Source organism: Synechococcus sp. RedBA-s, assembly GCF_024345495.1.
GTDB lineage: Bacteria > Cyanobacteriota > Cyanobacteriia > PCC-6307 > Cyanobiaceae > Regnicoccus_A.
On the sequence record NZ_JAGQBF010000003.1, the window covers coordinates 1 to 25,953 of the forward strand.

At 67.8% G+C, this 25,953-nt stretch carries 24 protein-coding genes and 1 tRNA gene; 14 read left to right on the plus strand and 11 right to left on the minus strand.

Annotated elements, in window-relative coordinates; translation table 11 throughout:
- Positions 1-67 precede the first annotated feature (67 nt).
- Positions 68-952, minus strand: coding sequence for an inositol monophosphatase family protein (locus KBY67_RS01540; protein WP_255107939.1), 885 nt, complete (start codon positions 950-952; stop codon positions 68-70).
- A complete protein-coding gene (locus tag KBY67_RS01545; RefSeq protein ID WP_255107942.1) occupies positions 952-1,320 on the minus strand; it encodes a 2Fe-2S iron-sulfur cluster-binding protein in 369 nt (122 codons plus the stop codon). Before KBY67_RS01545 ends, KBY67_RS01540 begins: the two co-directional genes overlap by 1 nt.
- Before the next feature lie 61 nt (positions 1,321-1,381).
- Between KBY67_RS01545 and KBY67_RS01550 the strand changes: the two genes are divergently transcribed.
- A tRNA-Ser gene (locus KBY67_RS01550) sits at positions 1,382-1,468 on the plus strand.
- 124 nt (positions 1,469-1,592) lie between these two features.
- On the opposite strand, the gene pstB is transcribed toward KBY67_RS01550, so the two are convergent.
- Genes pstB through pstC form a run of 3 tightly spaced genes read right to left on the minus strand, consistent with a single transcriptional unit; the run spans position 1,593 to position 4,330 of the window.
- Entirely contained in the window at positions 1,593-2,411 is an 819-nt protein-coding gene (gene pstB, locus KBY67_RS01555) for a phosphate ABC transporter ATP-binding protein PstB (RefSeq protein ID WP_255107948.1), read from the minus strand.
- Positions 2,412-2,463: 52 nt separating this feature from the next.
- Positions 2,464-3,357, minus strand: coding sequence for a phosphate ABC transporter permease PstA (gene pstA, locus KBY67_RS01560; RefSeq protein WP_255107950.1), 894 nt, complete (start codon positions 3,355-3,357; stop codon positions 2,464-2,466).
- 10 nt (positions 3,358-3,367) lie between these two features.
- Complete coding sequence (pstC, locus tag KBY67_RS01565; protein ID WP_255107952.1) at positions 3,368-4,330, minus strand: phosphate ABC transporter permease subunit PstC; 963 nt, start codon at positions 4,328-4,330, stop codon at positions 3,368-3,370.
- A 185-nt stretch (positions 4,331-4,515) separates the two neighbouring features.
- On the opposite strand from pstC, the gene dnaK reads away from it, so the two are divergent.
- The 4 genes from dnaK to murQ all read left to right on the plus strand — a co-directional run bounded on the left by dnaK (position 4,516) and on the right by murQ (position 9,089).
- Positions 4,516-6,666, plus strand: coding sequence for a molecular chaperone DnaK (dnaK, locus tag KBY67_RS01570; RefSeq protein WP_255107954.1), 2,151 nt, complete (start codon positions 4,516-4,518; stop codon positions 6,664-6,666).
- A gap of 5 nt (positions 6,667-6,671) precedes the next feature.
- A complete protein-coding gene (locus KBY67_RS01575) occupies positions 6,672-7,649 on the plus strand; it encodes a DnaJ domain-containing protein (RefSeq protein ID WP_255107957.1) in 978 nt (325 codons plus the stop codon).
- Between the two features lie 61 nt (positions 7,650-7,710).
- Positions 7,711-8,136: a DUF3110 domain-containing protein gene (locus tag KBY67_RS01580; protein ID WP_255108189.1), complete on the plus strand. Its 426-nt coding sequence runs from the start codon at positions 7,711-7,713 to the stop codon at positions 8,134-8,136.
- Positions 8,133-9,089: an N-acetylmuramic acid 6-phosphate etherase gene (murQ, locus tag KBY67_RS01585; protein WP_255107959.1), complete on the plus strand. Its 957-nt coding sequence runs from the start codon at positions 8,133-8,135 to the stop codon at positions 9,087-9,089. Before KBY67_RS01580 ends, murQ begins: the two co-directional genes overlap by 4 nt.
- A gap of 20 nt (positions 9,090-9,109) precedes the next feature.
- Here murQ and mtnP read toward each other — a convergent pair whose 3' ends face one another.
- Entirely contained in the window at positions 9,110-10,057 is a 948-nt protein-coding gene (gene mtnP / locus KBY67_RS01590) for an S-methyl-5'-thioadenosine phosphorylase (RefSeq protein ID WP_255107961.1), read from the minus strand.
- Positions 10,058-10,146: 89 nt separating this feature from the next.
- Here mtnP and KBY67_RS01595 point away from each other — a divergent pair, with 89 nt between their 5' ends.
- The gene (locus KBY67_RS01595) at positions 10,147-10,587 is read left to right on the plus strand and encodes a peptidylprolyl isomerase (protein WP_255107963.1); all 441 of its coding nucleotides are present in this window, start codon (positions 10,147-10,149) and stop codon (positions 10,585-10,587) included.
- 5 nt (positions 10,588-10,592) lie between these two features.
- On the opposite strand, the gene ribBA is transcribed toward KBY67_RS01595, so the two are convergent.
- Complete coding sequence (gene ribBA, locus KBY67_RS01600; protein ID WP_399213694.1) at positions 10,593-12,185, minus strand: bifunctional 3,4-dihydroxy-2-butanone-4-phosphate synthase/GTP cyclohydrolase II; 1,593 nt, start codon at positions 12,183-12,185, stop codon at positions 10,593-10,595.
- A gap of 223 nt (positions 12,186-12,408) precedes the next feature.
- Here ribBA and argC point away from each other — a divergent pair, with 223 nt between their 5' ends.
- Positions 12,409-13,485: an N-acetyl-gamma-glutamyl-phosphate reductase gene (argC, locus tag KBY67_RS01605; protein ID WP_255107964.1), complete on the plus strand. Its 1,077-nt coding sequence runs from the start codon at positions 12,409-12,411 to the stop codon at positions 13,483-13,485.
- On the opposite strand, the gene purN is transcribed toward argC, so the two are convergent.
- On the minus strand, positions 13,424-14,131 hold the full coding sequence (purN, locus tag KBY67_RS01610; protein WP_399213696.1) for a phosphoribosylglycinamide formyltransferase: 708 nt from the start codon (positions 14,129-14,131) through the stop codon (positions 13,424-13,426). The two genes, argC and purN, sit on opposite strands and share 62 nt — an antisense overlap.
- 7 nt (positions 14,132-14,138) lie before the next feature.
- Here purN and KBY67_RS01615 point away from each other — a divergent pair, with 7 nt between their 5' ends.
- From KBY67_RS01615 to KBY67_RS01625, 3 genes are read left to right on the plus strand one after another with little or no spacing between them, the layout of a single operon-like run.
- Positions 14,139-14,483, plus strand: coding sequence for a DUF1257 domain-containing protein (locus tag KBY67_RS01615; RefSeq protein ID WP_255107965.1), 345 nt, complete (start codon positions 14,139-14,141; stop codon positions 14,481-14,483).
- Positions 14,484-14,493: 10 nt separating this feature from the next.
- Entirely contained in the window at positions 14,494-16,209 is a 1,716-nt protein-coding gene (locus KBY67_RS01620) for a M61 family metallopeptidase (protein ID WP_255107966.1), read from the plus strand.
- Positions 16,203-17,096 (plus strand): N-acetylmuramoyl-L-alanine amidase, encoded by an 894-nt coding sequence (locus KBY67_RS01625; RefSeq protein WP_255107968.1) that lies wholly within the window; start codon positions 16,203-16,205, stop codon positions 17,094-17,096. The genes KBY67_RS01620 and KBY67_RS01625 overlap by 7 nt, the downstream gene beginning before the upstream one ends.
- 10 nt (positions 17,097-17,106) lie before the next feature.
- Here KBY67_RS01625 and KBY67_RS01630 read toward each other — a convergent pair whose 3' ends face one another.
- On the minus strand, positions 17,107-17,946 hold the full coding sequence (locus KBY67_RS01630) for a helicase DnaB (RefSeq protein ID WP_255107969.1): 840 nt from the start codon (positions 17,944-17,946) through the stop codon (positions 17,107-17,109).
- 217 nt (positions 17,947-18,163) lie between these two features.
- On the opposite strand from KBY67_RS01630, the gene KBY67_RS01635 reads away from it, so the two are divergent.
- The 3 genes from KBY67_RS01635 to fghA are packed head-to-tail and all read left to right on the plus strand — an operon-like array spanning position 18,164 to position 21,810.
- Positions 18,164-19,765 carry a glucose-6-phosphate isomerase gene (locus KBY67_RS01635; RefSeq protein ID WP_255107970.1) on the plus strand — a complete coding sequence of 534 codons (1,602 nt, stop codon included), beginning with the start codon at positions 18,164-18,166 and terminating at the stop codon, positions 19,763-19,765.
- A 51-nt stretch (positions 19,766-19,816) separates the two neighbouring features.
- The gene (locus KBY67_RS01640; protein ID WP_261350487.1) at positions 19,817-20,935 is read left to right on the plus strand and encodes an S-(hydroxymethyl)glutathione dehydrogenase/class III alcohol dehydrogenase; all 1,119 of its coding nucleotides are present in this window, start codon (positions 19,817-19,819) and stop codon (positions 20,933-20,935) included.
- Positions 20,935-21,810 (plus strand): S-formylglutathione hydrolase, encoded by an 876-nt coding sequence (fghA, locus tag KBY67_RS01645; RefSeq protein WP_255107971.1) that lies wholly within the window; start codon positions 20,935-20,937, stop codon positions 21,808-21,810. Before KBY67_RS01640 ends, fghA begins: the two co-directional genes overlap by 1 nt.
- Before the next feature lie 10 nt (positions 21,811-21,820).
- Here the strand turns inward: fghA and leuS are convergent, their stop codons facing one another.
- The gene (gene leuS, locus KBY67_RS01650) at positions 21,821-24,511 is read right to left on the minus strand and encodes a leucine--tRNA ligase (protein ID WP_255107974.1); all 2,691 of its coding nucleotides are present in this window, start codon (positions 24,509-24,511) and stop codon (positions 21,821-21,823) included.
- Positions 24,512-24,594: 83 nt separating this feature from the next.
- Complete coding sequence (locus tag KBY67_RS01655) at positions 24,595-24,816, minus strand: Hfq-related RNA-binding protein (RefSeq protein WP_255107976.1); 222 nt, start codon at positions 24,814-24,816, stop codon at positions 24,595-24,597.
- Between the two features lie 33 nt (positions 24,817-24,849).
- On the opposite strand from KBY67_RS01655, the gene dapF reads away from it, so the two are divergent.
- Positions 24,850-25,953 (plus strand): diaminopimelate epimerase, encoded by a 1,104-nt coding sequence (gene dapF, locus KBY67_RS01660; protein WP_255107979.1) that lies wholly within the window; start codon positions 24,850-24,852, stop codon positions 25,951-25,953.

The following is a 25,953-nucleotide window of genomic DNA, read 5'->3' on the forward strand; positions in this document are numbered from 1 at the left end:
GGGTTGCAGGGCCATGGGGGCGGAGGGGCTGGGGGATGGGAGAGGATGGATCCTATGGAGCGATCGCTCAGGGGCCCAGCTCCGGAGCCCCGAACAGCTGGCCCGGCAGGGGGTGGCAGTGGCCCAGACCCTCGATCAGGGCCGCCTGCAGGCCGGGTGTGCAGGCGATCAGCCGGCCTTCGGCGAGGCAGGCGGCACCGCCGTCGTAGCGGCTGACCACTCCGCCCGCCTGCTCCACCAGCACCACGCCCGCGGCCAGGTCCCAGGGGGAGAGGCCCCGCTCCCAGTAGCCATCGAGCCGACCGGCGGCGACGAAGGCCAGATCCACCGCCGCCGCCCCGCCGCGACGCACGCCATGGGTGCGGTGGGTGAACCAGCAGAACTCGGCGTAGTTGGTGTCCGGTTGGCTCTGGCGGTCGTAGGCGAAACCCGTGACCAGCAGCGAGGCGGCGAGGTCGTGGCAGCCACTCACCCGCAGCGCCCGCTCATTGCACCAGGCCCCCAGGCCGGGGGCCGCCCAGTAGAGCTCCTCCAGGGCCGGCACGCTGATGGCCCCCAGCAGCGGAGCACCTTTCCAGGTGAGACCGATCGAGGTGGCGAAGAAGGGATAGCCGTGGGCGTAGTTGGTGGTGCCATCGAGGGGATCGACGCACCACTCCAGATCCGAGCCGGTGCGGCTGCGGCCGCTTTCCTCCGCCAGCACCCCCAGCTCCGGCGTGCGGGCTTCGAGGATGGCCAGCACCGCCTGCTCCGCCGCCAGATCAGCCTCGGTGACCAGATCGCCGGCCCGGCCCTTCTCGCGGATCGACTCCAGCCTGCCGAAGTGGTGGGCCAGCACCCGGGCGGCGGCGGCGGCGGCCTCCCGGGCCACCTCCGCCAGCCGTTCAAGTTCTGTGTGATCCAGGCCTGACCCCAGCAGGGCCTGAGCGGAGAGGCTTGGCACGGACGTCATCATTCCTCCTCCAGGGGCAGGCCAGGGGTCACCTGGCCCCGGCCGAAATAGCGGCCGAACTGAAGCTCGTAGACTTCGTCCTCGTCCTGGGTCTCCACCTCCAGGGGGCCCTTGGCCCTGGCCACGCACAGAAGTCCGTAGCCCCGCCGCCGCAGGTCCTGGGAGAGCCCCAGGGCCTCCTGCTGATCGATCTCACCAGAGATCACACGCACGGCACAGGTGGTGCAGCAGCCGTTGCGGCAACTGAAGGGCAGCGGCTGCCCCTGGGCCTCGAAACTGCGCAGGATGTACTCCCCTTCGGGAACCTCCAGGCGGATCAGCCGTTGTTCCTGCCGCCAGTGCACCGTGATCGGGAAGCGTCGTGTCATCGGATGGAATTGGACCCTCTGGGCTGACTGCTACATTGCCATTTGCCCCATAACAGCCGCTGGAGAGGTGGCCGAGTGGTCGAAGGCGCAGCACTGGAAATGCTGTATAGGGGCAACTCTATCGAGGGTTCGAATCCCTCCCTCTCCGCTTTCAACACAAAAGCCGGCTCTTGCAGCCGGCTTTTTTATGCCTTCATCGGCCCCCATGGGCAGGCCATTCCTTTCAGCCTGTCAAGCTGTTGAACTGGCCGCTTGATAGGCCAGTGGGGGCTTCAACCGAAGCGGCCTGTGACGTAATCCTGGGTGGCTTGCTGAACCGGGGCATTGAAGATACGCTCGGTGTCGTTGAACTCCACCAGGTAGCCCACCTTGCCGCTGCCGCCTTCCACCGCTTCGGCATTGAAGAAGGCCGTGTAGTCGGAGACCCGCACCGCCTGCTGCATGTTGTGGGTGACGATCACGATGGTGAAGCTCTTTTTGAGCTCATGAATCATCTCCTCGATCTTCAAGGTGGAGATCGGATCCAGTGCCGAGCAGGGTTCGTCCATCAGGATCACCTCCGGCTCCACGGCGATGGCGCGGGCGATGCAGAGCCTCTGCTGCTGGCCGCCGGAGAGGGCATTGCCGCTCTCCTTGAGCTTGTCCTTGGTTTCATCCCAGATCGCCGCCTTGCGCAGGGAGCGCTCCACCAGTTCATCCATGTCGCCCTTGTAGCCGTTGATGCGGGCACCGAAGGCGATGTTTTCGTAGATGCTCTTGGGGAAAGGGTTGGGCTTCTGGAAGACCATGCCGATGCGGCGGCGCACCTCCACCGGATCCACGTCGCGCGCATACATGTCCTGACCGTCGAACACCACCCGACCGCGCAGGCTGCAACCCTCGATCAGATCATTCATGCGGTTGAGGGCCCGCAGCACGGTCGATTTGCCGCAACCGGAGGGGCCGATGAAGGCGGTGACCCGGTTGCGGGGAATTTCCATGTAGACATCCCGCACAGCTTCAAAACTGCCGTAGCTGATGGTGATGTTCTCCAGGCTGAGGCAGCTGGGCAGGGTGGCGCTGGTGCTGGGTTGGCTCATGGTGCTGGTCATGGCTGGGGGATGGGAAATGGGGGATGAGGGATGAAATCCGAGGGCCCTTGGGCTAGCTGGAGGCGAACCGACGAATCCAGCGGGCAAGAAGATTGGCGCCAAGAATCAGCATCACGAGCACAAAGGAAGTCGCCCAGGCAAGGGAGTTCTGGGCTTCGTAGGGCATGATCGCGAAATTGAAGATCAACACCGACATCGAGGCGATCGGGTTGAACAACCCTTCGGGCCAGAACGGCGAGAATAGGGCTGTGAAGATCAGCGGAGCCGTTTCACCGGCTGCCCGGGCGATGGCCAGCACCACACCGGTGGCAATCGGCGTGAAGGCGCTGGGCAGGGTGATGCGCGTGATCGTCACGAACTTGGAGGCACCGACCCCGATCGCTCCCCAGCTCAGCTCCTGCGGCACGAGCTTCAGCGCTTCATCGGTGGTCTTGATCACCGTGGGAAGCATCAGCACCGCCAGGGCAATACCACCGGCCACGGCGGAATAGGATTGGCCGAAGAACAGGCGGGTGGCCACGATCGCGCCGTACACGAACACGCCGCAGATGATCGACGGCACCCCCGCCAGGATGTCGTTGCCGACGCGGATGAACTGGGCGAACCAACCGCTGCTGGCGTATTCCGCCAGGTAGACGCCACCACCCACACCCACTGGAATGGCGATCAACGAGGCCACCAGGGTGACCACGAAGGTGCCGATGATGGCGTTGGCGATGCCGCCTCCTTCAAGGCCCGGTGCCGGAGGAAGCTGGGTGAAGAGGCTGACGCTGATCAGTTTGCCCCCCTGGATCAGCACATAGATCAGAACCAGGAAGAGAGGAAGCACCGCGATCAGACTGAACAGCCCGGCGATCGAGGTGAACAGCTTGTCGGTGCGGTTGCGGCTCAACCCCGGATTGAACCGGAGTGAGCGGGCTGGAAAGGCTGGTTTGGCAAGGGTCATGACGGGCAGCTCAGTTGTAGCTCAGGCTGAACTTGCGAACGATCCATTGGGCGAGGATGTTCACGGCGAAAGTGAGCAGCATCAGGATCAGGGCTGCATAGAGAAGCGCCGACACCTGAATGCCATCGGCCTCACCGAACTGGTTGGCAAGCATTGCCGAGATGGTGTTCCCCGGGGCCAGCAACGACAAACTGAAATTCATCGAGTTGCCGATGATCATGGTCACGGCCATGGTTTCACCCATGGCCCGACCAAGGGCCAACATCACGCCGCCGATGATCGAGGAGAGGGCCGCCGGCAGGATTACATTGAAGATGGCGATCCAGCGGGTGCTGCCCACCCCGTAGGCCCCCTGGCGCAGCTCCTGGGGGACCTGATTGAGGGCATCCCGGGAGATGGCGGTGATGATCGGCAGAATCATCACCACAAGAATCAGGATCGCCGGTGCCATGCCGGGCCCCTTGGGGGCCGTTGAGAACAGGGGAAACCAGCCGAGGCTCTGGTGCAAGAAATTGAGGAAGGGTCTGAGCAGCGGCTCCATCACGAAGATGGCCCACAGCCCCAGCACCACCGAGGGAATCGCCGCCAGCAACTCCACCATCACGCCGATCACCTCGCGAATGTTGCGTGGAATCAGGTTCTCGGTGATAAAGATGGCGGTCCCCACCCCCAGAGGCACGGCGATGACCAGCGCCAGCAGCGACGACACCAACGTGCCGTAGATGGCGGTGAAGGCGCCGTACTGGCTGTTGACCGGATCCCAGCCGGAGGTGACCAGAAAGGAGAGTCCGAAGGAGGCCATCGCCTCGCGGGCCCCGCTGAACACCGTCAGAAAGATGCCCAGCAGCAGCACCGCCACCAGGGAAGCGAGCACGATTGTGAGCAGCTTGAAACCACGATCAACGCTGCGCTCGGCCCAGGGGCGGCGGCGGAGAGTGAACTGATCCTGGTCCGATTCAGATCGGATCACCATGCAGTTACGAAAGAACAGACGTGAGGCCAGCAGGGACTCTCACAACTCGAAACCTAGATCTCACCTTGTGCTGGCGACCACTAAGAACGCCTTAACAGTTCTGCCAATCCGCTGGCCCCCAAGGCCGTCAGCTTGCAGGCGTGCGGCCAGGAAGCCGGTAGTTTGGGGCTTCGCTTTGGGGATGCATGGGCCGGATCGTTGGCATTGACCTGGGCACCACCAACTCGGTGGTGGCGGTGCTGGAGGGCGGCCGGCCCCAGGTGATCGCCAATGCCGAAGGGGGCCGCACCACACCCTCGGTGGTGGGCTTCAGCCGCGATCAGGAGCTGCTGGTGGGCCAGCTTGCCCGCCGCCAGCTGGTGCTCAACCCCCGCAACACCTTCGCCAACCTCAAGCGCTTCGTCGGCCGCAGCTGGGACGAGCTCGACGACGGCAGCCTGGCGGTGCCCTACACGGTGCGGGCCAACGACCAGGGCAATGTGCGCATTCTCTGCCCCGTCACCGAGCGGGAGTATGCGCCTGAGGAGCTGCTGGCCAGCATCCTGCGCAAGCTCGTCGACGACGCCTGCACGTACCTGGGCGAGGAGGTGGCGGCCGCCGTGATCACGGTGCCGGCCTATTTCAATGATGCCCAGCGCCAGGCCACCCGAGACGCCGGGCGCCTGGCGGGGCTCACGGTGGAGCGGATCCTGAATGAGCCCACGGCCGCTGCTCTGGCCTACGGCTTCGACCGCAGTGCCGTCAAGCGGGTGCTGGTGTTCGACCTGGGTGGCGGCACCTTCGATGTGTCAGTGCTGCGCATCGCCAATGGCGTTTTTGATGTGAAGGCCACCAGCGGTGACACCCAGCTGGGCGGCAATGACTGGGATCTGCGCATCGTTGACTGGCTGGCTGAGGCCTTCGAAAGCCGGCACCAGATCGATCTGCGCCGGGATCGCCAGGCGCTGCAGCGCCTCAGCGAGGCGGCCGAAAAGGCCAAGCAGGAGCTCTCCGGCGTCACCACCACCCCGATCTCGCTGCCGTTCATTGCCACCGGCTCTGATGGACCCCTGCACATCGAGTCCAGCCTGGAGCGGCGCACCTTCGAATCCCTCTGCCCCGATCTGCTCGATCGCCTGATGCGTCCGGTGCAGCGGGCCCTGCGTGATTCCGGTTTCACGGCCGACGACATTGACGACGTGGTGCTGGTGGGCGGCAGCACCCGCATGCCGATGGTGCAGGAGATGGTGCGCACCCTGATTCCGCGCGAGCCCTGCCAATCGGTCAACCCCGATGAGGTGGTGGCCATCGGTGCGGCGGTGCAGGCCGGCATCCTCACCGGTGATCTGCGCGATCTGATGCTCAACGACGTCACCCCCCTCTCCCTCGGGCTGGAGACGATCGGCGGGGTGATGAAGGTGCTGATTCCCCGCAACACCCCCATTCCCGTGCGCCGCTCGGATGTGTTCAGCACCTCCGAGGCCAATCAGTCGGCGGTGGAGATCCATGTGCTCCAGGGGGAGCGCCAGATGGCGGCCGACAACAAGTCCCTAGGCCGCTTCCGGCTCTCGGGCATTCCGCCCGCCCCCAGGGGTGTGCCCCAGGTGCAGGTGTCGCTCGACATCGACGCCAACGGCCTGCTGCAGGTGTCGGCCACCGACCGCACCACCGGCCGCCAGCAGAGCGTCAGCATTCAGGGGGGTTCCAACCTCAGTGAAGCGGAGATTCAGGCGCTGCTGGAGGAGGCCCAGCTCAAGTCCGCCGAAGATCGGCGCAAGCGGGTGGTGGTGGATCGGCTCAACCGAGCCCAGACCCTGGTGGCCCAGGCAGAGCGCCGTCTGCGCGATGCCGCTCTCGAGCTGGGTCCCTATGGCGCCGAGAGGCAGCAGCGGTCGGTGGAGATGGCCCTGCGCGAGGTGCAGGTGCAGCTCAACGATGCCGACCCGGCGGAACTCGACCTGGCTGTCAGCCAGCTGCAGGAAGCCCTCTATGGCCTCAACCGCCGTCTGATCAGCGAACGCAAATCCGAGGCTGGCCCCCTGCAGGGCCTCAAGAACACCCTGGGCTCGATCAAGGACGACCTTTTCTCCGATGAGGACGACTGGGATGAGTGGGACCGCTCCCGCCCCGGACCCTCCGAGCGCTGGGGCGGCGACCCCTGGGCTCCCCCGTCCCGCAACGGCGGCTACCGGGAGGAGGGCTACTCCTCCTACGAACGTCCACGGTTGGAGCGCTCCAGGCCCGAGCCTTCCCGCCGGGAGCCCCCACGGGCCGATCGCTCTGATCGCTACGAACCGGCCGCCGAAGGGCGCCGGCGCCCCAGCCCCAGGGCCGACGATCCCTGGGCTGAGGACTGAGGGCGGTGAGCCGCAGTCCCACCGCCACGGTCGGTGACGACCACTGGGCGGTCCTCGGGCTGAGCCCGGGGGCCGATGCCGCCGAGCTCAAGCGCGGCTTCCGCGCCCAGGCGCGCCGTTGGCACCCTGACCTCAATGACAACGATCCGGTGGCCGAGGAGCGCTTCAAGCGGGTCAACGAGGCCTACGCCGTGCTCTCGGACCCCCGCCGTCGCCAGGCCTGGGAATCGGGGCTCGATCCAGTCTCGCTGCGGGGCGAGCGCGCTGATCCCTTCGCCACGGGTTTCCCCGAGTTCGACGACTACCTCGACGCCCTCTTCGGCCGTCAGGCGCGCCCTGATGACCGCCGGCCGTCTGAGCCTGGTCCTGAGACCGACCGGCCGGGCTCCACCCAGCGGCCCGAGTCCGCCCAGCGCCCGCCAGTGGCTCAGCCCCGGCAGAACCCGGGGGTCGAGGTGACCTATGCCTCGCCCCCGCCGCCGCCGGTGCAGGCCGCTAGTGACCTGGAGACGCTGGTGGAGCTCAGCCCCGAGCAGGCGCTGGAGGGCACCCGGCTGGAGCTGGAACTCCCTGGCGGCTTGGCGGTGGAGCTCTGGACCCCTCCCCTGGCCGGAGATGGCTGGCGCCTGCGCCTGGCCGGTGTGGCCCCTGGCGGGGCCGACCATTTCCTGCAGCTGCGGGTGCGCCGCCCCGATGGCCTGCGCATCGATGGACTGCGGGTGCTCTACGACCTGGAGCTGTCGCCGGCTGAAGCGGCCCTGGGCTGCAAGGTGGTGGTGCCCACCCTGGAGGGACGGGTGCAGCTCACGGTGCCGCCCTGCTCCTCCAGTGGTCGTCTGCTGCGTCTGCGGGGTCTGGGTCTCAGCCAGGGGGAGCGGCGGGGCGATCAGCTGGTGGAGCTGCGCATCGTTCTGCCCGAGCAGCTCAGCGACTCCGAAGTGGCGCTCTACAGGCGTCTGGAGGAATTGTCCGGAGATGGTTGAGCGGCCCGTGGGCCCGGGTCCCGATCAATGGGACACTGAGCCGCTGGGATTGGTTCGCTTCATGCCGGTTCATGTGCTGCTGTTCGAGGCCGGCACCGACAACGAAGGCATTCACTCCCTGGAGCTGAATGGCCGCACCGTGGTGCTGCTGTTCGAGGAACGGGACGATGCCGAGCGCTATGCAGGCCTGCTGGAGGCCCAGGATTTTCCTGTTCCCAGCGTGGAGGCGATCGAGCGGGAGGAGATGGAGTTGTTCTGCGGCCAGGCCGGCTATGAGGCCCGCTTCGTGCCCACCGGCTTCCTGCCCAGCTCCGCGGAGGAGCGTCTGCTGATCGCCCCACCGGAGCGGAACATGGATCTCACCCACTGGAAGGACGAGACCTCCCGCGCCGCCGCCCCGGACAGCGGCGAGGGCAGCAGCCCGGGCAGCAGCCCCGAGAGCGCTGAACTCGAAGCCTTCCGCCGCCGCCTGGAGGGCCTGCTGTGATCGCTCCCGACGCCAACCCCGCCCCGGCTGGATCGGCCGCCCCCGACCGGGGGCATCTGCTTACTGAGCAGGCCAACCCCGCCAGCGCCAGCCTCGATCAGCTCAGCTCCGGTGAACTGGTGGATCTGTTCTGCCGGGAGGATGAGAAAGCGCTGCTGGCCATGGAGGCGGCGGCACCGGCCTTGGCCGAGGCGGTGGAGGCCATCAGTGCCCGCCTGCGGGCCGGTGGCCGCTTGTTTTACCTCGGTGCCGGCACCTCCGGACGCCTCGGCGTGCTCGACGCGGCCGAGTGCCCCCCCACCTTCTGTACTCCCCCGGAGCTGGTGCAGGGCGTGCTGGCCGGCGGAGCACCAGCCCTGCTGCGCAGTTCCGAAGGTCTCGAAGACCTGCGTGAAGCCGGCCGCCATGACCTGATCGAGCGGGGCTTCAGCTCCGCCGATGCCCTGGTGGGCATCGCCGCCGGCGGCACCACCCCCTACGTGCTCGGCGGCCTTGAGCATGCCCTTTCCCTCGGCGCCCTGGCGATCGCCATGGCCTGCGTGCCCCAGGAGCAGGCGCCGATGCCCTGTGCCATCGACATCCGCCTGGTCACCGGGGCGGAGCTGCTCACTGGCTCCACCCGCCTCAAGGCCGGCACCGCCACCAAGATGGCCCTGAACATCATCTCCACCGGCGTGATGGTGCGGCTGGGCAAGGTGTACGGCAACCGCATGGTGGATGTGGCCGTCACCAACAGCAAACTGGAAGACCGCGCCCTGCGCATCCTCAGGGACCTGGCCGGGGTGGAGCGCAAGCGGGGCTACGAGCTGCTGGCCGCCGCCGGTGGGTCGGTCAAGCGGGCCCTGGTGATGGCCGCCGCCGACCTGAGCGCTGAGCAGGCCGATCAGGTCCTCGACGCCCACGGCGGCCAGGTGCGCCCGGCCCTGGAGCAGCTCGGCGCCCAGCTGGCCTGAGCTTCCGCTGCTCTGTTCAGCTAGCTGACCTGGGTGGCTTCGGCTGGCTCGAACGGTCCCCAGTAGGGGGAGGTGAATAGGTCGAGTTTGCGGCGGGTGTCCGCCGGCACCTGCTCCTTCGGGGTCATCAGGGCATCGCGCAGGGCGCTGTGGGAGCTGCTGAGCGGACGCTGGGCATTGATCCGCTCCGCCGCCACCGCCACGATCTGCTGGGCCAGGGCCGCGTTGGCGTGCAGGTTCTTGATCACCAGATCCACCGTCACCGAGGCGTGATCGCCGTGCCAGCAGTCGTAGTCGGTGACCATGGCCAGGGTGGCGTAGGCCATCTCGGCTTCCCGGGCCAGTCGGGCCTCGCTGTGGTTGGTCATGCCGATCACCGAGCAGCCCCAGCTGCGGTAGAGGTTCGACTCGGCCCGGGTGGAGAAGGCCGGACCCTCCATGCAGAGGTAGGTGCCGCGGCGGTGCAGCTGGCGGCCCGTCGGCATCAGGCTTTCGGCCACATCGGCCAGCACCCGGCTGAGGCTGGGGCAGAAGGGATCGGCGTTGCCCACATGGGCCACGGCGCCGCCGCCGAAGAAGCTCACGGGCCGGGCGTGGGTGCGGTCGATGAACTGATCCGGCACCACCATGTCGAGGGGCCGCAGGGGATCCTGCAGTGATCCCACCGCGGAGCAGGAGAGGATCCAGCGCACCCCCAGGGAGCGCAGGGCCCAGAGGTTGGCCCGGTAGGGCACCTCCGAGGGCAGGTGGTTGTGGTGGCGGCCGTGGCGGGCGAGGAACACCACCTCAAGCCCCCCGATCCTGCCCAGGCGCAGGCTGTCCGATGGTGGCCCGAAAGGCGTGTCCACCGTGAGTTCACGGCTGTCTTCGAGGCCATCGATGGCATAGAGCCCGCTGCCACCAAGCACCCCCAGGCGTGCGCGGCTCAGGTCGAGGCCCTGGCTCGGAGCAGCGGGGTTGGGGCTCATGGGCTGGACCGATTGAGGGGAAAGCCCCGTGCAGGACTGGGGACCGTTCTACCCGAGAGTCGATACAGTCCGCCTTTGCTCCCAGCCCCATGACCAAAGCATTGATGGAGACCGAGGCGGGAACGCTGGAGATCGAACTGTTCGACGCCGACGCCCCAGGCAGCGTCGCCAACTTCGTCAAGCTGGCCGAATCCGGCTTCTACGACGGCCTGGCTTTTCACCGCGTCATTGATGGCTTCATGGCCCAGGGCGGTTGCCCCAACACCCGCGCCGGCGCCAGTGGTGCGCCCGGAACCGGCGGCCCGGGCTACAAGATTCCCTGCGAGATCAACAGCCGCAAGCACCAGGCGGGCACCCTCTCGATGGCCCATGCCGGCAAGAACACCGGCGGCAGTCAGTTCTTCCTCTGCCACGACGCCCAGCCCCACCTCGATGGGGTGCACACGGTGTTCGGGCAGGCCAGCACCATGGATGTGGTGATGGCGATCCGCAAGGGCACCCGCATCACCAAGCTGACGATCCTGCCCTGAGGCTCTCAGCCCCAGCGCATGAAGGCCCCGGCCGTGGCCGCCAGCTGGGGGCTTACCTGGCTGAGTTCCAGCAGCGGCCGGCGCTCCGGCTCCAGGGTGGCGCTGGGGTGGGCGCTGCGCTGAGCATCGGGGCTCAGCAGCAGGCTCACCGCCCGCGTGCCGCTCCAGCAGGCCATCAGGGTCAGGGCTGAGAGCAGATCAGCCTCGGCCAGGCGTTCATCCCCTCCGGCGCCCCGGGTCAGCAACAGCGCTAGCTGAGGTTGTCCCAGCAGGGCCAGCAGACGGGGATGCTCCTCCCGCCGCAGCTCCAGCCCCCGCTCGCTGGCCCATCCACGCAACTGGGGCCAGTGCTCGGCTTCCGCCTGCTCCGGTGCTCCTGAGGCGGCGCTCCAGGCGATCACCGCCGTCGGTCCACCCGCTCCGGTCTGCTCCCGGGCTGGGCCGGGGTGCATCAGGTGGCCGAGTTTGGTCTGCTTGGTGAGCAGGTAGGCGGCGTTGTGCTGGCCCGGATCCATCACCAGCGGCACCCGGTCTTCCACCTTCAGCCCGTAACCGCCGAGGCCGGCGATCTTGCGCGGGTTGTTGGTGATCAGGTGCAGGTGATGCACCCCCAGATCACTGAGGATCTGGGCGCCGACGCCGTAGTTGCGCAGGTCGGCGGGAAAGCCGAGGCGCTCATTGGCCTCGACGGTGTCAAGACCGCCATCCTGAAGGCTGTAGGCCCTGAGCTTGTTGATCAGGCCGATGCCCCGGCCCTCCTGGCGCAGATACACCACCACCCCCTCGCCGGCGGCTTCGATCATGCGCAGGGCCGCCTCCAGTTGGGGGCGGCAATCACAGCGCAGGGAGCCGAAGGCGTCGCCGGTGAGGCATTCCGAGTGCACCCGCACCAGCACCGGAGAGCTGGCCAGCTCGGGCCGACCCTTGACGATGGCCACGTGCTCGCTGTCATCGAGCTCATTGCGGTAGCCGATCGCCCGGAACTGACCGAAGGCGCTTGGCATCTCGGCTTCGGCCTGGCGGCGCACGAAGCGTTCTGTTTCCAGTCGATAGCTGATCAGATCGGCGATGTTGATCAGGCGCAGGCCGTGGCGCCGGGCGTAGCTCGCCAGTTGCGGCAGACGGGCCATTGAGCCATCGGCGTTCTGGATCTCACAGATCACCCCGGCGGGGTAGAGCCCGGAGAGGCGGGCCAGATCGACGGCCGCCTCCGTGTGACCGGCCCGCTTGAGCACGCCGCCCTGGCGGGCCCGCAGGGGGAAGATGTGGCCGGGCCGGCGCAGGTCGGCCGGGCGGCTGGCGGGATGGATCGCCACCTGGATCGTGCGGGCGCGATCGTCGGCGCTGATGCCCGTGCTGACGCCGTTCTCCGGCCCGGCATCGACGCTGACGGTGAAGGCGGTCTGGTTGCTGTCGGTGTTGCGATCCACCATCAGGGGCAGCTCCAGCGCGTCGAGGCGCTCCCCTTCCATCGCCAGGCAGATCAGCCCACGGGCTTCCGTGGCCATGAAGTTGATCTGCTCGGGCGTGGCGAACTGGGCCGCGCAGATCAGATCACCTTCATTTTCGCGATTTTCATCATCGACCACCACGATCATTTCGCCGTTGCGGATGCCGGCGAGGGCATCGGCGATCGAATCGAAACGGATCGGGTCGTGGCCCGGATCCGCTAGGGGGAGGGCGTCAACGGCGCCGAAGAGGGGAGCGGAACGCTCGGAGCGAGCAGTCAGAACAGCGGGATCAGGTGTCAGGCATTCTCTATCAGTTGCGGGCTCAACGTGAGCGGGGTCCCGGTACGATCAGCGCCCCAGACACCCCGGCATGGTCAGCCCCTCAGCAGCTCGGCGCGTCGCGGTGATCGGCGCCAGCGGCTACGGCGGCCTTCAGACCCTGCGCCTGCTTCAGCACCACCCCGAATTCGTGGTCACTTATCTGGGGGGTGAGCGCAGTGCCGGCCACGCCTGGAGCGAACTGGTGCCTTTCCTGCCCCTGGAGGGCAACCCGGTGGTGCGCCCCCCCGACCCCGATGCGATCGCCGCCGCGGCCGACTTCGCCGTGCTCAGCCTTCCCAGTGGCCTGGCCTCGCAGCTGGTGCCCCCCCTGCTGGAACGGGGCGTGAAGGTGGTGGACCTCTCCGCCGATTACCGCTACCGCTCCCTGGCCCAGTGGCAGGAGGTGTACTCCAGCGAGGCCGAACGCTACGAGCGCCACGATGGGGCCCTCTGCAGCGAGGCGGTCTACGGGCTGGTGGAGTGGGAGGAGGAGCGTGTGGCGGCCGCGCGGCTGGTGGCGGCCCCCGGCTGCTTCCCCACCGCCAGCCTGCTGCCGCTGCTGCCTTTCCTCAAACAGGGCCTGATTGATCGCAGCGGCATCATCATCGACGCCAAAACAGGCACCTCCGGCGGTGGCCGCGCCGCCAAGGAGAACCTGCTGCTGGCGGAAGCCTCCGAGGCCGTGGCTCCCTACGGCGTGGTGGGACACCGCCACACCAGCGAGATTGAGCAGACCGCCAGCCAGGTGGCGGGCCAGCCGATCCAGCTGCAGTTCACCCCGCACCTGATGCCGATGGTGCGGGGTCTGCTGGCCACGGTCTACGGCCGGCTGCGCGACCCGGGGCTGACCGCCGAAGACTGCACCACCGTGCTGCGGGCCGTCTACCGCCACAGCCCCTGCGTGGAGGTGCTGCCGGTGGGCACCTATCCCTCCACCAAGTGGACCCGCCAGACCAACCGGGCCCTGCTCTCGGTTCAGGTGGACAGCCGCACCGGTCAGCTGATCCTGATGAGCGCCGTCGACAATCTGGTCAAGGGGCAGGCGGGCCAGGGGGTGCAGTGCCTCAACCTGATGGCGGGCCTGCCGGCGGCGATGGGTCTGCCGCTGCTGCCGTTCTATCCCTGAGTCGAGCGGCGGCGAGGGCCACCGCCAGAGGCAGCAGGCGGTGCTCCTGCCGGTGAATCCGGGCCGCCAGGCTGTTTCGGTCGTCACCGGGGAGCACGGGAACGGTGGCCTGGGCGAGGATGGGTCCCCCGTCGAGGTCTGTGTTGACCAGGTGGGCCGTGCAGCCGCTGAGGGTGACGCCGGCGGCGAGGGCCTGGCCCACCGCATCAAGACCGGGGAAGCTGGGCAGCAACGAGGGGTGGATGTTGATCAGGCGCGAGGGAAAGGCGCTGATCAGGCGCGGGCTGACGATTCGCATCCAGCCGGCCATCACCACCAGATCCACGCCGCAGGGGGCGAAGGCCTCGATCAGGGCGCCATCGAGCTGTTCTCGGCTGCGGTGCTGGCGGTGATCCACCAGCTCGCAGGGGATCCCCAGCCGCTCGGCCCGCCCCTGGGCGCCGCAGCCGGGATTGTTCACCACCAGCTGAAGCACACGGCCCCGCAGAGGGCCTTCGCGGCAGGCCGCCACCAGGGCCTCGAAGTTGGATCCCTCGCCGGAGGCCATCACCCCCAGCCTCAGCTCGCTGGTCTGGGGGGGCCAGGGCTGTGGCAACGGCCACTGGACACAACCGGGCGGATCGCTAGGGTCTGGCGAAGCGGGCATTGGCGTCTTGTCGCATCTCTCCATCCTGCCAACGGTGATCCGCGACCTGGATCTGCTGGCGGCCTCCCTGGTGGACCTCGGTTGTGATCCCAGCCCGGCTGGAGTGCTGGAGGGTTTTGCCGGGGAGGCCACGGCTGTGGATCTCAAGGTGCGCTTCTCCGCTGAGCAGTGGATCGGTTGGTGCCGTCAGGCCGACGGCACCCTGGCCCTGGTCGGCGATCTGCAGCGCCTGAGCCGCTCCCGTCCGCTGCAGACCTTCCTGGGCCGCCTCACCCGGCGCTATGCGGCACGGCTCGCCCTCCAGGACGCGGCCCTTGAGCTGCCGATGGCCACGATCGACCTGGTGTCCTGAAGCCTGGGTGGTGGACATTTCTCTGGATCTGAGCGAGCCCCATAGCCACCTGGTCCAGGTCAGCCTTCGCTGCACGCCGACCACGCCGGTGCTGCGGCTGCGGCTGCCCGCCTGGACCCCGGGGTCCTATCTGATCCGCGACTATGTCCGCCACCTGGAGGGTCTGGAGGTTCGTCAGGGCGGCCAGCGGCTGCTGCCGTGCCGCACGGATCCCGCCGGCTGGCGGCTGGAGCTGCCCTCTCTGGAGCCGCTGGAGATCCGCTATCAGCTGCTGGCCGCTGACCTGACCGTGCGCACCTGCCACCTCGATGGCGACCACGGCTTTCTGGCCCTCGCGGCCCTGGCCCTGGAGGTGGAGGGGGAGCGTTGGGCTCCCCATCGTCTGAGCCTGCACTTGCCGGCGGGCTGGCGCCCCTTCGTGCCCCTGCCGCGCCAGGCCGATGGCAGCTGGCTGGCCAAAGACTTCGATCAGTTGGTGGACACCCCCGTTGAGGCGGGCCCCCACCATGAGCACCATTTCAGCGTGGCCGGCGTGCCCCACCGCTGGGTCTGCTGGGATGCCACGGCGGCTGCGGATAGCCTGCTCAAGGCCCACCCCACGCTGCTTCAGGACGTGGCGGCGGTGTGTGAGGCCTGCTGCCGGTTGATGGGCGAGAGCGCTCCCGCCGCCCCCGATTATCTGTTCGTGCTGCATCTGCTCGATCAGGGCTATGGCGGTCTGGAGCACGACACCTCCACGGTGCTGCAGTTCTCGCGCCAGACCCTGCTCAAGCCCGAGGGTTACCGCCAGCTGCTGCAGCTGGTGGCCCACGAATATCTCCACCAGTGGAATGTGTGCCGGCTGCGGCCGGCGGCGCTCTGCCCGATTGATTACCACAAGCCGGTGATTGTGTCCGGTCTGTGGTTCGCCGAAGGGGTCACCAGCTATTTCGACCAGTTGCTGCCCCACCTGGCTGGGTTATCGAGCGAAGATGACGTGGTGCATGATTTTGGCGCCGATATCAGCCGTTACCTGCTCACCCCGGGGCGATTCCATGGCCAGAGTCTGCGTCAGAGCTCGGAGGAGGCCTGGGTGAAGCTCTACAGGCGGGAGGCCAACAGCGATGACAACCAGATCAGCTATTACCTCAAAGGAGCAATCCTTTCGCTGGTGCTTGATCTGGAATTGCGCCGCTCTGGATCGTGTCTGGCCCAGGTGTTGCGGGATCTCTGGGTGCGTCTGGGGCGCTGGGGCCGGGGCTACCGGGAGCATGACCTGCTGGAGGCCTTCAGCCACCGCTCGCCCGCCCTGGCCGCAGTGCTGCCGGCCTGGCTGGATGGCTTTGAGGACCCGGATCTGCCCACCTACCTCCAGGACGTGGGGCTGAGGCTGGAGCCCCAGCAATCCCTCGCCCCCGATCCTGGCCTCAGGGCCTCGCCGCAGGGCGGAGCCCTGGAGGTGGTGCGTGTGCTGCGCGGCGGCCCCGCCCAGGTGGCCGGTCTGGTGCTGGGCGATGAACTGATCGCCCTTGACGGACTGCGCCTGCGCAAACCTGAAGACCTGGCGCCACTGCTCCGGGCCGGGCAGTGTCAGGAGATCACCATCAGCCGGCGGGGGCGGCTGCGCCACCTGGCCATCACCGCGGCGGTGCCGGCGATCGAGCGTTGGCGGCTGCTGCTGGATCCCGCTGCCGGGCCCGAAGCGCTGCAGCGCCGCCGGCAGTGGTTGGGGGTGGTGCCATGTTGAACGACCTGATCCAACGCGTGCGCGCCAACCCCCTGGCCCTGGGTCTGCTGGGCGGTGGGGTGGTTCTGGGGCTGGGGGGCCTGGGTTGGCTGGCCCATGACCTCAGCGCCAGCTCCGAGGCCGCCAGCCGCCCTTCGCTGCTGCAACTGCTGGAGCAGGTCACCCAGCCCGCTCCCTCCCGTGAGCCGCCCCCGCGCCGGCCCTCGCCCCTGCCGCCGCCATGGCCGGCCTGGGTCAGCCCGTTGGCCCGGCAATGCGTTGATCTCGACCCGCGCCTGCGCCTGCGACTGGAGGGTGAACTCTCGGCGTTGCCTGAGCGCCGCCGGCGCCTGGCCATTGATCCCAGCAATTATGGGGTGCGTTTCGAGCGCGATGCCTTCGGCCATGCGGTGGATCCCACCCCCCAGGTGGTGGTGCTGCACGAAACGGTCTACGGCCTTGGCTCAGCCCTGCGAACGTTCCAGACCCCTCACCCCAGGGATGAGGATCAGGTGAGTTACCACACCCTGATCGGCCTTGATGGCCAGGTGATCGATGTGCTCGATCCCAGCCAGCGGGCCTTCGGGGCGGGCAATTCCTCCTTCAACGGCCGTTGGGTGGTCACCAATCCCCGGGTGGGTGGCTCGATCAACAACTTCGCCCTGCACATCAGCCTGGAAACTCCCGTCGACGGCGAAGACAACGACAGAGGCCACAGCGGCTACAGCAGCAAGCAGTACGACGCCCTGGCCCTGGTGCTCACCGACTGGATGCGCCGCTTCCCGATCCCCGCCGACCACATCACCACCCATCGTCATGTGGATCTGGGCGGTGAGAGGGCTGACCCGCGCAGCTTCAACTGGGCGGCCCTCCAGAGCCGCTTGGGGGCCCTGGGTCAACTCTGCTGAAGCGCTGGCTTCAGATCAGGGGCGAAAGTTGCGGCTTGCGCTCCGAGTAAATGAGAGCGTGAAGCTCAGGGTCCTGCATGTAGCTGAGGATGCGAGCGGGGTAATCCAGCTTGCCGTTGTGCAGGTAGGCGAGGGTGGCCAGTGCCTTGGCATCGCGGGGGCTGCCGCTGGCCTGCAGGGGGTGGCCGGGCAGGCCCAGTTCGCGACTCAGCCGGGCGAACTTGCCCACCAGGAGCGACACATTGCGGTCTGGATCGAGCAACTCCTGCCGTGCGGCGTAGATCTGATCGGGACTGGGATCGGCGGGGAGCAGGCCCTGATGAATCAGTTCACCAATGCCGAGCTGGGCGGGTCCATGGGTGCTGAACAGACCCGACTGGGCGGCCAGGGGCAGGTCTTCGCCGGGTTTGGCGTGCTGGATCTCATCAAAGAGCACGGCCGCCACCAGCATCGGGTTGATGCCCTGTCGACGGCTTTCCTTCAGGATCGTGGGTCTCAGTTCCTCTAGTCGCTCCACGGTGCGGGCCCGCAGGGGCGTGAGCTGATCGAGCCCCCGGGTGAACAGCTGGGCCAGCGGCGCCTGGGGTCCGTGCACACCGAAGCGGCGCTGCAGTTCCCTGAGTTCTTCAGGGCTGAAATCGATGGGATCGGGACGCTGACCCTCGCTGGTGAAGGCGTTTGGGTCAGTGCTGTCGCTGCTGAGGCTGGCGGTGAGGCCGGGCTCGGTGAGCAGCGGGATACTTGAGCGGGAGGAGTGTGGGGAGGCTGAAGCGAGGATGAGCAGCGAAAGGGCGGAGGCCAGGGAAACAACCCAGTGTTTCGCTTCACCCCTGCGGAAGAACGAAGCCATCGAGGGCCGTGGGGTCAAGGAAATCCGCCAAACCAAATATTTCTTGAAGATTAACGGCTCAACCTGAACATCTCCACTGCTGGGGTCGTTTGTGTTTCCGTCCATACCAAGCGCCCGGATCTGTCGTCTTCGGTGTGGCATGGCACCCCTGCGCTTCCTTGCGGGCCCTTCCAGGGATAGCTTCAGCCTCGGCAGCCGATTCGTGAAACCCGCCCGCATGACGACGCTTCCGGATTACAGCATTCATGAACCCCAGATTCAGTGGCAGCGGTTCTGCGCCCTGCTCTGGCACGACGACGACCTGGGTGTCTGGGTTGATGTCAGCCGGATGGCGCTCAACCAAACCCATCTCGACGCCTTGGAGCCGGCCTTCGCTCGAGCTTTTGCGGCGATGCAGGCTCTGGAGTCGGGAGCGATCGCCAATCCCGATGAAGGGCGTCAGGTGGGCCACTACTGGCTGCGGACTCCTGAACTGGCGCCCGATCCCCAGGCGGCGGCCCACATCCAGGCCGAGGTGGAGCGGATCGATGCCTTCGGTCAGCGGGTGATTGGCGGCGCCTGCTCGGCGCCCTCGGGAAAGCCCTTCACCGATGTGCTCTGGATCGGCATCGGTGGCTCAGGTCTGGGCCCTTTGCTCATCCTGCGCGCTCTCAAGCAGGAGGGGGTGGGGCTGCCGTTCCACTTCTTCGACAACGTTGATCCCCAGGGGATGAGCCACACCCTCGCGTGCCTCGGCGATCGGCTGCGCACCACCCTGGTGGTGGTGGTAAGTAAGTCTGGAGGCACGCCCGAGCCCCGCCTGGGCATGGAGCAGGCCCGGGCTCGGCTGGAGTCCCTCGGCGGAAGCTGGGCCCCGCAGGCGGTAGCCGTCACCCTGGTGGGCTCCCAGCTGGATCAGCGGGCCGAGGCCGAGGGCTGGCTGGCCCGCTTCGACATGTTCGATTGGGTGGGGGGACGCACCAGCATCACCAGCGCCGTGGGTCTGCTGCCGGCGGCCCTGATCGGCGCCGATCTCCACGGCTTCCTGGAAGGGGCGGCCCGGATGGATGCGGCCACCCGCGTGGTCAACCTGCGCCGCAACCCGGCGGCCCTGATGGCGGCGGCCTGGCATGTGGCTGGTGGCGGTGTCGGTGGGCGCGACATGGTGGTGCTTCCCTATCGCGACCGGCTGGAGGTCTTCAGCCGCTACCTGCAGCAGCTGGTGATGGAGTCGCTGGGCAAGCGGCTCGATCGCGATGGCCGCGAGGTGCATCAGGGGATTGCTGTCTATGGCAACAAGGGCTCCACTGATCAGCACGCCTATGTGCAGCAGCTCCGTGATGGGGTCGATAACTTCTTCGTCACCTTCATCGAAGCCCTCGATGATCCGGCTGATGTGGCCCCTGTTGACGGGGACTATCCCGGCGACTTCCTCGATGGATTTCTGCAGGGCACTCGCTCCGCTCTCACAGAGGGTGGGCGCCAGAGCCTTTCGATTAGCCTGCGGCGCTTCGATGCCCGCAGCCTGGGGGCGCTGGTGGCCCTGTTCGAGCGAGCCGTGGGCCTCTACGCCGAGCTGGTGAACGTGAATGCCTACGACCAGCCCGGGGTGGAGGCGGGCAAGAAGGCCGCCGCCACGATCCTGGAGCTCCAGGTCCGGGTGGAGGTGTTGCTGGCCGATGGGAAACCCCGCTCAGTGGCGGCGATCCAGGGGGAGCTGCAGCTCCCCAGCCCCGAGGCGGCCTTCTGGATCCTGCGCCACCTCTGCGGCAATGACCGCGGCTTCAGCGCCGAAGGCGACTGGGGCGATCCGGCGGGCCTGGTGTTCCGGAAGGTATGAGCCCCATGGGTTGCCCCATGCACTGTTGCTAGGTTCCGCTCCTTTGCGGCCATGATCCGTTCCCGCGCTGCGGTGGCCTGGGCGGCAGGCCAGCCCCTGGAGATCACCGAGATCGAGGTGGCCCCTCCCGCGGCGGGCGAGGTGCTGCTGCGGGTGGTGGCCAGCGGGGTGTGCCACACCGATGCCTTCACCCTCTCGGGTCAAGACCCGGAGGGGATCTTCCCGGCCGTGCTCGGCCATGAGGGCGGGGCGATCGTGGAGGAGGTGGGAGCCGGCGTGAACTCCGTGGCGGTGGGGGATCACGTGATCCCCCTCTACACGCCGGAATGCCGGGCCTGTAGCTACTGCCTCTCGGGCAAGACCAACCTCTGCCAGGCGATCCGCGGCACCCAGGGTCGGGGCCTGATGCCCGACGGCACCAGCCGCTTCTCCAGGGGCGGCCAGCTGATTCATCACTACATGGGCACCTCCACGTTTTCGGAATACACCGTGGTGCCCGAGATCGCCGTAGCCCAGATCAGCAAGGAGGCGCCCCTGGAGAAGGTGTGCCTGCTGGGCTGCGGAGTCACCACCGGCATCGGCGCGGTGCTCAACACCGCCAAGGTGCAACCCGGCAGCACGGTGGCCGTCTTCGGGCTGGGGGGCATCGGCCTGGCGGTGATCATCGGCGCGGTGATGGCCGGCGCCAGCCGCATCATCGCCATCGACACCAACCCGGAGAAGTTCGCCATCGCCCGCCAGCTGGGCGCCAGCGATTGCCTTGATCCCAGCGCCTTCGATGCCCCGATCCAGGAGGTGGTGATTGATCTCAGCGATGGCGGTGTCGACTACTCCTTCGAGTGCATCGGCAATGTCCAGGTGATGCGGGCAGCCCTGGAGTGCTGCCACAAGGGCTGGGGTGAATCCACGATCATCGGCGTCGCCGGCGCTGGCCAGGAGATCTCCACCCGCCCCTTCCAGCTGGTGACGGGCCGGGTCTGGCGGGGCTCGGCCTTCGGAGGCGTGCGCGGCCGCACGGAACTGCCGGGCTATGTGGAGCGCTTCGAGAGGGGGGAGATTCCGCTCGATACCTTCATCACCCACACCATGCCCCTCGAGGAAATCAACAGGGCGTTCGAGCTGATGCATGCCGGCCAGAGCATCCGCTCGGTGATCCACTTCAACCGCTGATGGACGCCTCCCCCCCCCCGCCGAGCCAGCTCAGACAGCTCGGCGAGAATCGCTGCTTCGGCGGCCTTCATCGGCGCTACCGGCACCATTCCGAGGTGCTGGCTTGCGAGATGACCCTGGCGGTGTATCTGCCGCCCCAGGCCCTCTCAGGAGCCGCCGTGCCGGCCTTGTACTGGCTCTCGGGGCTCACCTGCACAGATGAGAACGTCATGCAGAAGGCCGGGGCCCAGCGGCTGGCCGCCAGCCTCGGCCTGGCTCTGATCGCTCCCGACACCAGCCCCCGGGGCCCCGAGGTGCCGGGCGATCCTGATGGGGCCTGGGATTTCGGACACGGGGCCGGCTTCTATCTCAATGCCAGCGAGGAGCCCTGGGCGCGCCACTACCGCATGCACGACTACGTGGTGGAGGAGCTGCCGGCGCTGCTGGAGCGGCAGCTGCCCCTCAACGGCCGCCGCGGCATCAGTGGCCATTCGATGGGGGGCCATGGCGCCCTGGTCTGTGCCCTGCGTCATCCCGGGCTGTACGAGTCGGTATCGGCCTTTGCGCCGATCAGCCACCCCAGCCGCTGCCCCTGGGGTGAGAAGGCCTTCAGCCGCTATCTCGGTGCCGATCGCTCCCGCTGGAGGGCCTGGGATGCCTGCGAGCTGATCGCCTCAGCGCAGGAGCGGCTGCCGCTGCTGATCGATCAGGGTCTCGACGACCCCTTCCTGGAGAGCCAGCTGCGGCCTGAGGATCTGGAGGCGGCGGCCCGGGCCGTGGGCCACCCGCTGCTGCTGAGGCGCCAGCCGGGCTACGACCACAGCTACTTCTTCATCGCCAGCTTCATCGACGACCACCTGCGCCACCACGGCTCGGCACTGCTGGGTGAGGCCTAGGGCACCGGGCTTAGGGCACCAGGTTGACGAGCTTGCCGGGCACCACGATCACGCGGCGCGGCGCCTGGCCATCCAGCCACTTGAGGGCGATGTCGCTCTCGAGGGCCAGCCGCTCCAGGGTGGCGGCATCGGCATCGGCGGGCACCTCCAGCTGGCCTCGCACCTTGCCCTTCACCTGGATCACCAGGGGCACGGTGTCCTGGATCAGGGCGCTGAGGTCGGCCACCGGCCACCGCTGGCTGTGCACGCTGCCGTCTCCACCCAAGCGAACCCAGAGCTCCTCGGCCAGGTGGGGCGCGAAGGGGGCCAGCAGGATCACCAGGGCGCCCAGGGCTTCGATCGCCACGGCTTCGCCCACCGCCTCCAGCTGCGTCGCCATGGCGTTGCTGAGCTTCATCAGCTCCGAGACGGCGGTGTTGAACTGGTAGTGGCCTGGGGCGAGGTCGTCGTCGATGGCGGCGATGGCGCCGTGGACCGCCCGGCGCAGGGCCTGTTCAGCCGGGCTGCTGGCCATCGGGATTGGGCTTGGGCTGCCTGTACCGGGCAGGCGCAATTCGCGGGCCACGGCCCCATCCACCAGCCGCCACAGCCGCTGCAGGAAGCGGAACTGCCCCTCCACATCGGCGTCGTCCCACTCCAGATCCTTCTCCGGCGGCGCCTTGAAGAGGATGAACATGCGGGCGGTGTCGGCCCCGTAGCGGTCGATCACCACGGCCGGATCGACGCCGTTGCCCTTCGACTTGGACATCTTCTCGAAGAAGGTGTCGAGCCGCTCGCCATCGATCGGATCGCGGGGATCGCTGGGATCGGCGACATCGGCCGGTGCCACGTATTTGCCGGTCTGCGGGTTCTTGTAGGTGATGGCCTGCACCATCCCCTGGGTGAGCAGGCGCTGGAAGGGTTCATCGAAGCTGAGTAGGCCCCGGTCGCGCAGCACCTTGGTGAAGAAGCGGGAATAGAGCAGGTGCAGGATCGCGTGCTCGATGCCGCCCACGTACTGGTCCACGGGCATCCAGCGGTCGGCCGCGGCGCGCTCAAAGGGAAGGTGGCTGTTGTGGGGATCGCTGTAGCGCAGGTAGTACCACGACGAGCAGATGAAGGTGTCCATCGTGTCGGTCTCCCGCCGGGCGGGCTGGCCGCAGCAGGGGCAGGCCACGTTCACCCAGCTCTCCAGTTGTGTCAGGGGTGAGCCGCCTTTGCCGCTGAAGGCCAGATCCCTGGGCAGCTCCACCGGCAGCTGCTCCGCCGGCACCGGCACCACACCGCAGCTGCCGCAGTGGATCATCGGGATCGGGCAGCCCCAGTAGCGCTGGCGGGAGATCAGCCAGTCGCGCAGGCGATAGCTCACCTTGCCCTCACCCCAGCCCTGCTCTTCGGCCAGGGCCACGATCCCGGCGCGGGCTTCGGCGACCTCGAGGCCATCGAAGGGTCCGGAGTGCACCAGGCGTCCGCCCGCCGTCCAGGCGCCGCCGTCATAGGCCTGCTCCTGGGCTCCTTCGGGCACGATCACCCGCTTCACCGGCAGCTCGTACTGGCGGGCGAAGACGAAATCACGCTGGTCGTGGGCGGGAACCCCCATCACGGCGCCGCTGCCGTAGTCGGCCAGGACGTAATCGGCAATCCAGAGGGGAATCGCTTCGCCGTTGAAGGGATTGCGCACGCTGGTGCCCAGGGGTACACCGCGCTTGGGCTGGTCCTCGGCGGTGCGCTCCAGTTCGCTCTGGTCGCTGACCAGATCACAGAAGGCCTCCACCGCCAGGCGCTGTTCGGGGGCGGTGAGGCGGGCCACCAGCGGGTGCTCGGGGGCCAGCACCAGATAGCTCACCCCGTACACCGTGTCGGGGCGGGTGGTGAAGACCGTGATCGAGTGGTCTGAGTCCCCATCTCCGCCGGCGGTTGTGCTGGCGGCTCCTGCTGCCGGGAGGATCGGAAAGTGCAGCTGGGCCCCCACCGAGCGGCCGATCCAGTTCGCCTGCATCGTGCGCACCCGCTCCGGCCAGCCGTCGAGCTGGTCGAGGTCATCGAGCAGGGCTTCGGCGTAGTCGGTGATGCGCAGGAACCACTGGCGCAGCTGTCGCTTCTCCACCTTCGCCCCGGAGCGCCAGGAGCGGCCCTCGCCGTCCACCTGCTCATTGGCCAGCACCGTCTGATCGATCGGATCCCAGTTGACCGTCGCTTCCTTGCGGTAGGCCAGCCCCGCCTCGTGGAACTGGAGGAACAGCCACTGGGTCCAGCGGTAATAGTCGGCGTGACAGGTGGCCACCTCGCGGTCCCAGTCGATCGAGAGGCCGAGGCGCTGAAGCTGGGCGCGCATCTGGGCGATGTTGGCGTCGGTCCAGTCGCCGGGATCCACGCCCCGCTCGATCGCCGCGTTCTCCGCCGGCAGACCGAAGGCATCCCAGCCCATCGGATGCAGCACCCTGCGGCCACGCAGCCGCTGTACCCGGGCGATCACATCGGTGATCACGTAGTTGCGCACATGGCCCATGTGCAGGTTCCCCGATGGATAGGGGAACATCGAGAGGGCGTAGAAGGTGTCGTCGCCGCTGCCGCTGGCCTCGCCGTCGCCGCCGGCTTCCGGTGTTCGGTGCAGACCCTGCTCCTGCCAGCGCTGCTGCCAGGAGGCCTCGATCGCCTCGGGGTGGTAGCGGCTGGCCTCCGTGCTGGAGCCGGCGCTGGATCGGGTGTCGGGCTCGGCCATGTTCCGGGGTCGGCCGGTTCGCATCAGCCGTTGGGTGCGTGGCTGTGATCGTGCCACAGCCCCCAGGTCTGCTTCTCGCAGGGTCACTCCAGAGGTTGGATCGTTTCGAGGGCGCTGCGGCGGATCAGCACGGGCTGCTGAGCGTCGGCGGGCCGCAGGGCCAGAAACTCGGGGTCCTGCCAGTCGAGGCAGCCTTCGAGCTGCTCGCCGCCGGGGAAGCGAACCCTCAGGGGCGTGCGCTGGCGGACCCAGTTCTGGAGGAGACGCACTCCGGGCAGGCTCGAATCCAGGGTTTGGGTCTCCATAGGATTCAGATTATGTGCATCGGGATGAGGGCCGTGCTGGCATTCAGCAAGTACCAGGGGCTGGGCAACGACTTTCTGCTGCTGGACGGGCGCGAGGCTGCCGATCCCCAGGAGCTGTTCGGCCTCGATCAGGAGCGGGTGCGCTGGATCTGCGACCGGCGTTTCGGCGTGGGCGGTGATGGGCTGATCCTCGCTTTGCCCCCCGAGGGGGAAGGGGAGCTGCGCATGCGCATCTTCAATGCCGACGGCAGCGAAGCGGAGATGTGCGGAAACGGCATCCGCTGCCTGGCCCGTTTCCTGGCCGACAGCGACGGCGATTCAGCCGGTAGGACCTGGCAGGTGGAGACCATGGCCGGCCGGATGGTGCCCGAACTGCTGGCCGATGGCGCGGTGCGCGTCGACATGGGGGAGCCGTTCCTGCAGCCCGAGCAGGTGCCCACCACCCTGGAGACCGGCCCGGCCGGACTGCCCCAGGGGGAGCTGGAGGTGGAGGGGGTCCGCTTTGCGGTGGCGGCCGCCGGCATGGGCAATCCCCACGTGGTGATCCCAGTGGCGGAGCTCGAAGCGGTGGACCTGGAGCGCTTCGGCCCCCTGCTGGAGCAGCACCCTGTTTTCCCGGCTCGCACCAACGTCCATTTCGTCCAGGCGCTCAGCTCCGAACACCTGGTGATGCGCGTCTGGGAGCGGGGCGCCGGCCCCACTCTGGCCTGTGGCACCGGCGCCTGCGCCACCCTGGTGGTCTGCCATCGCCTCGGCCTGAGTGCCCGCTCGGCCCGGCTGGATCTGCCCGGCGGCTCCCTCTGGATCGACTGGGACCCGGGCACGAACCATCTGTTCATGACGGGCCCCGCGGAACCGGTGTTCGACGGAGTGCTGGCGCCACCCAGTGAGCCGGCCGCTGCGCCGGAACCTGCTCCAGTGGCGGCGGCCGATGAGTTCAGTTGCGCCACGGCCTGCACGGACGGCTGCCAGCGGCCCGATGACTGCCCCAGCGCCGAGGCCCGCCGACGGGTGGAGGTGCTGCTGCAGAGCCACTCCCTCGATGATCTGGTGTCCCTGGCGGCCCAGACTCTGGAGGCCCGCAGCCAGGCCCGCCTCAGCCGCGACACCGCCGGCCCCGACCGCCAGGTTCTGTGA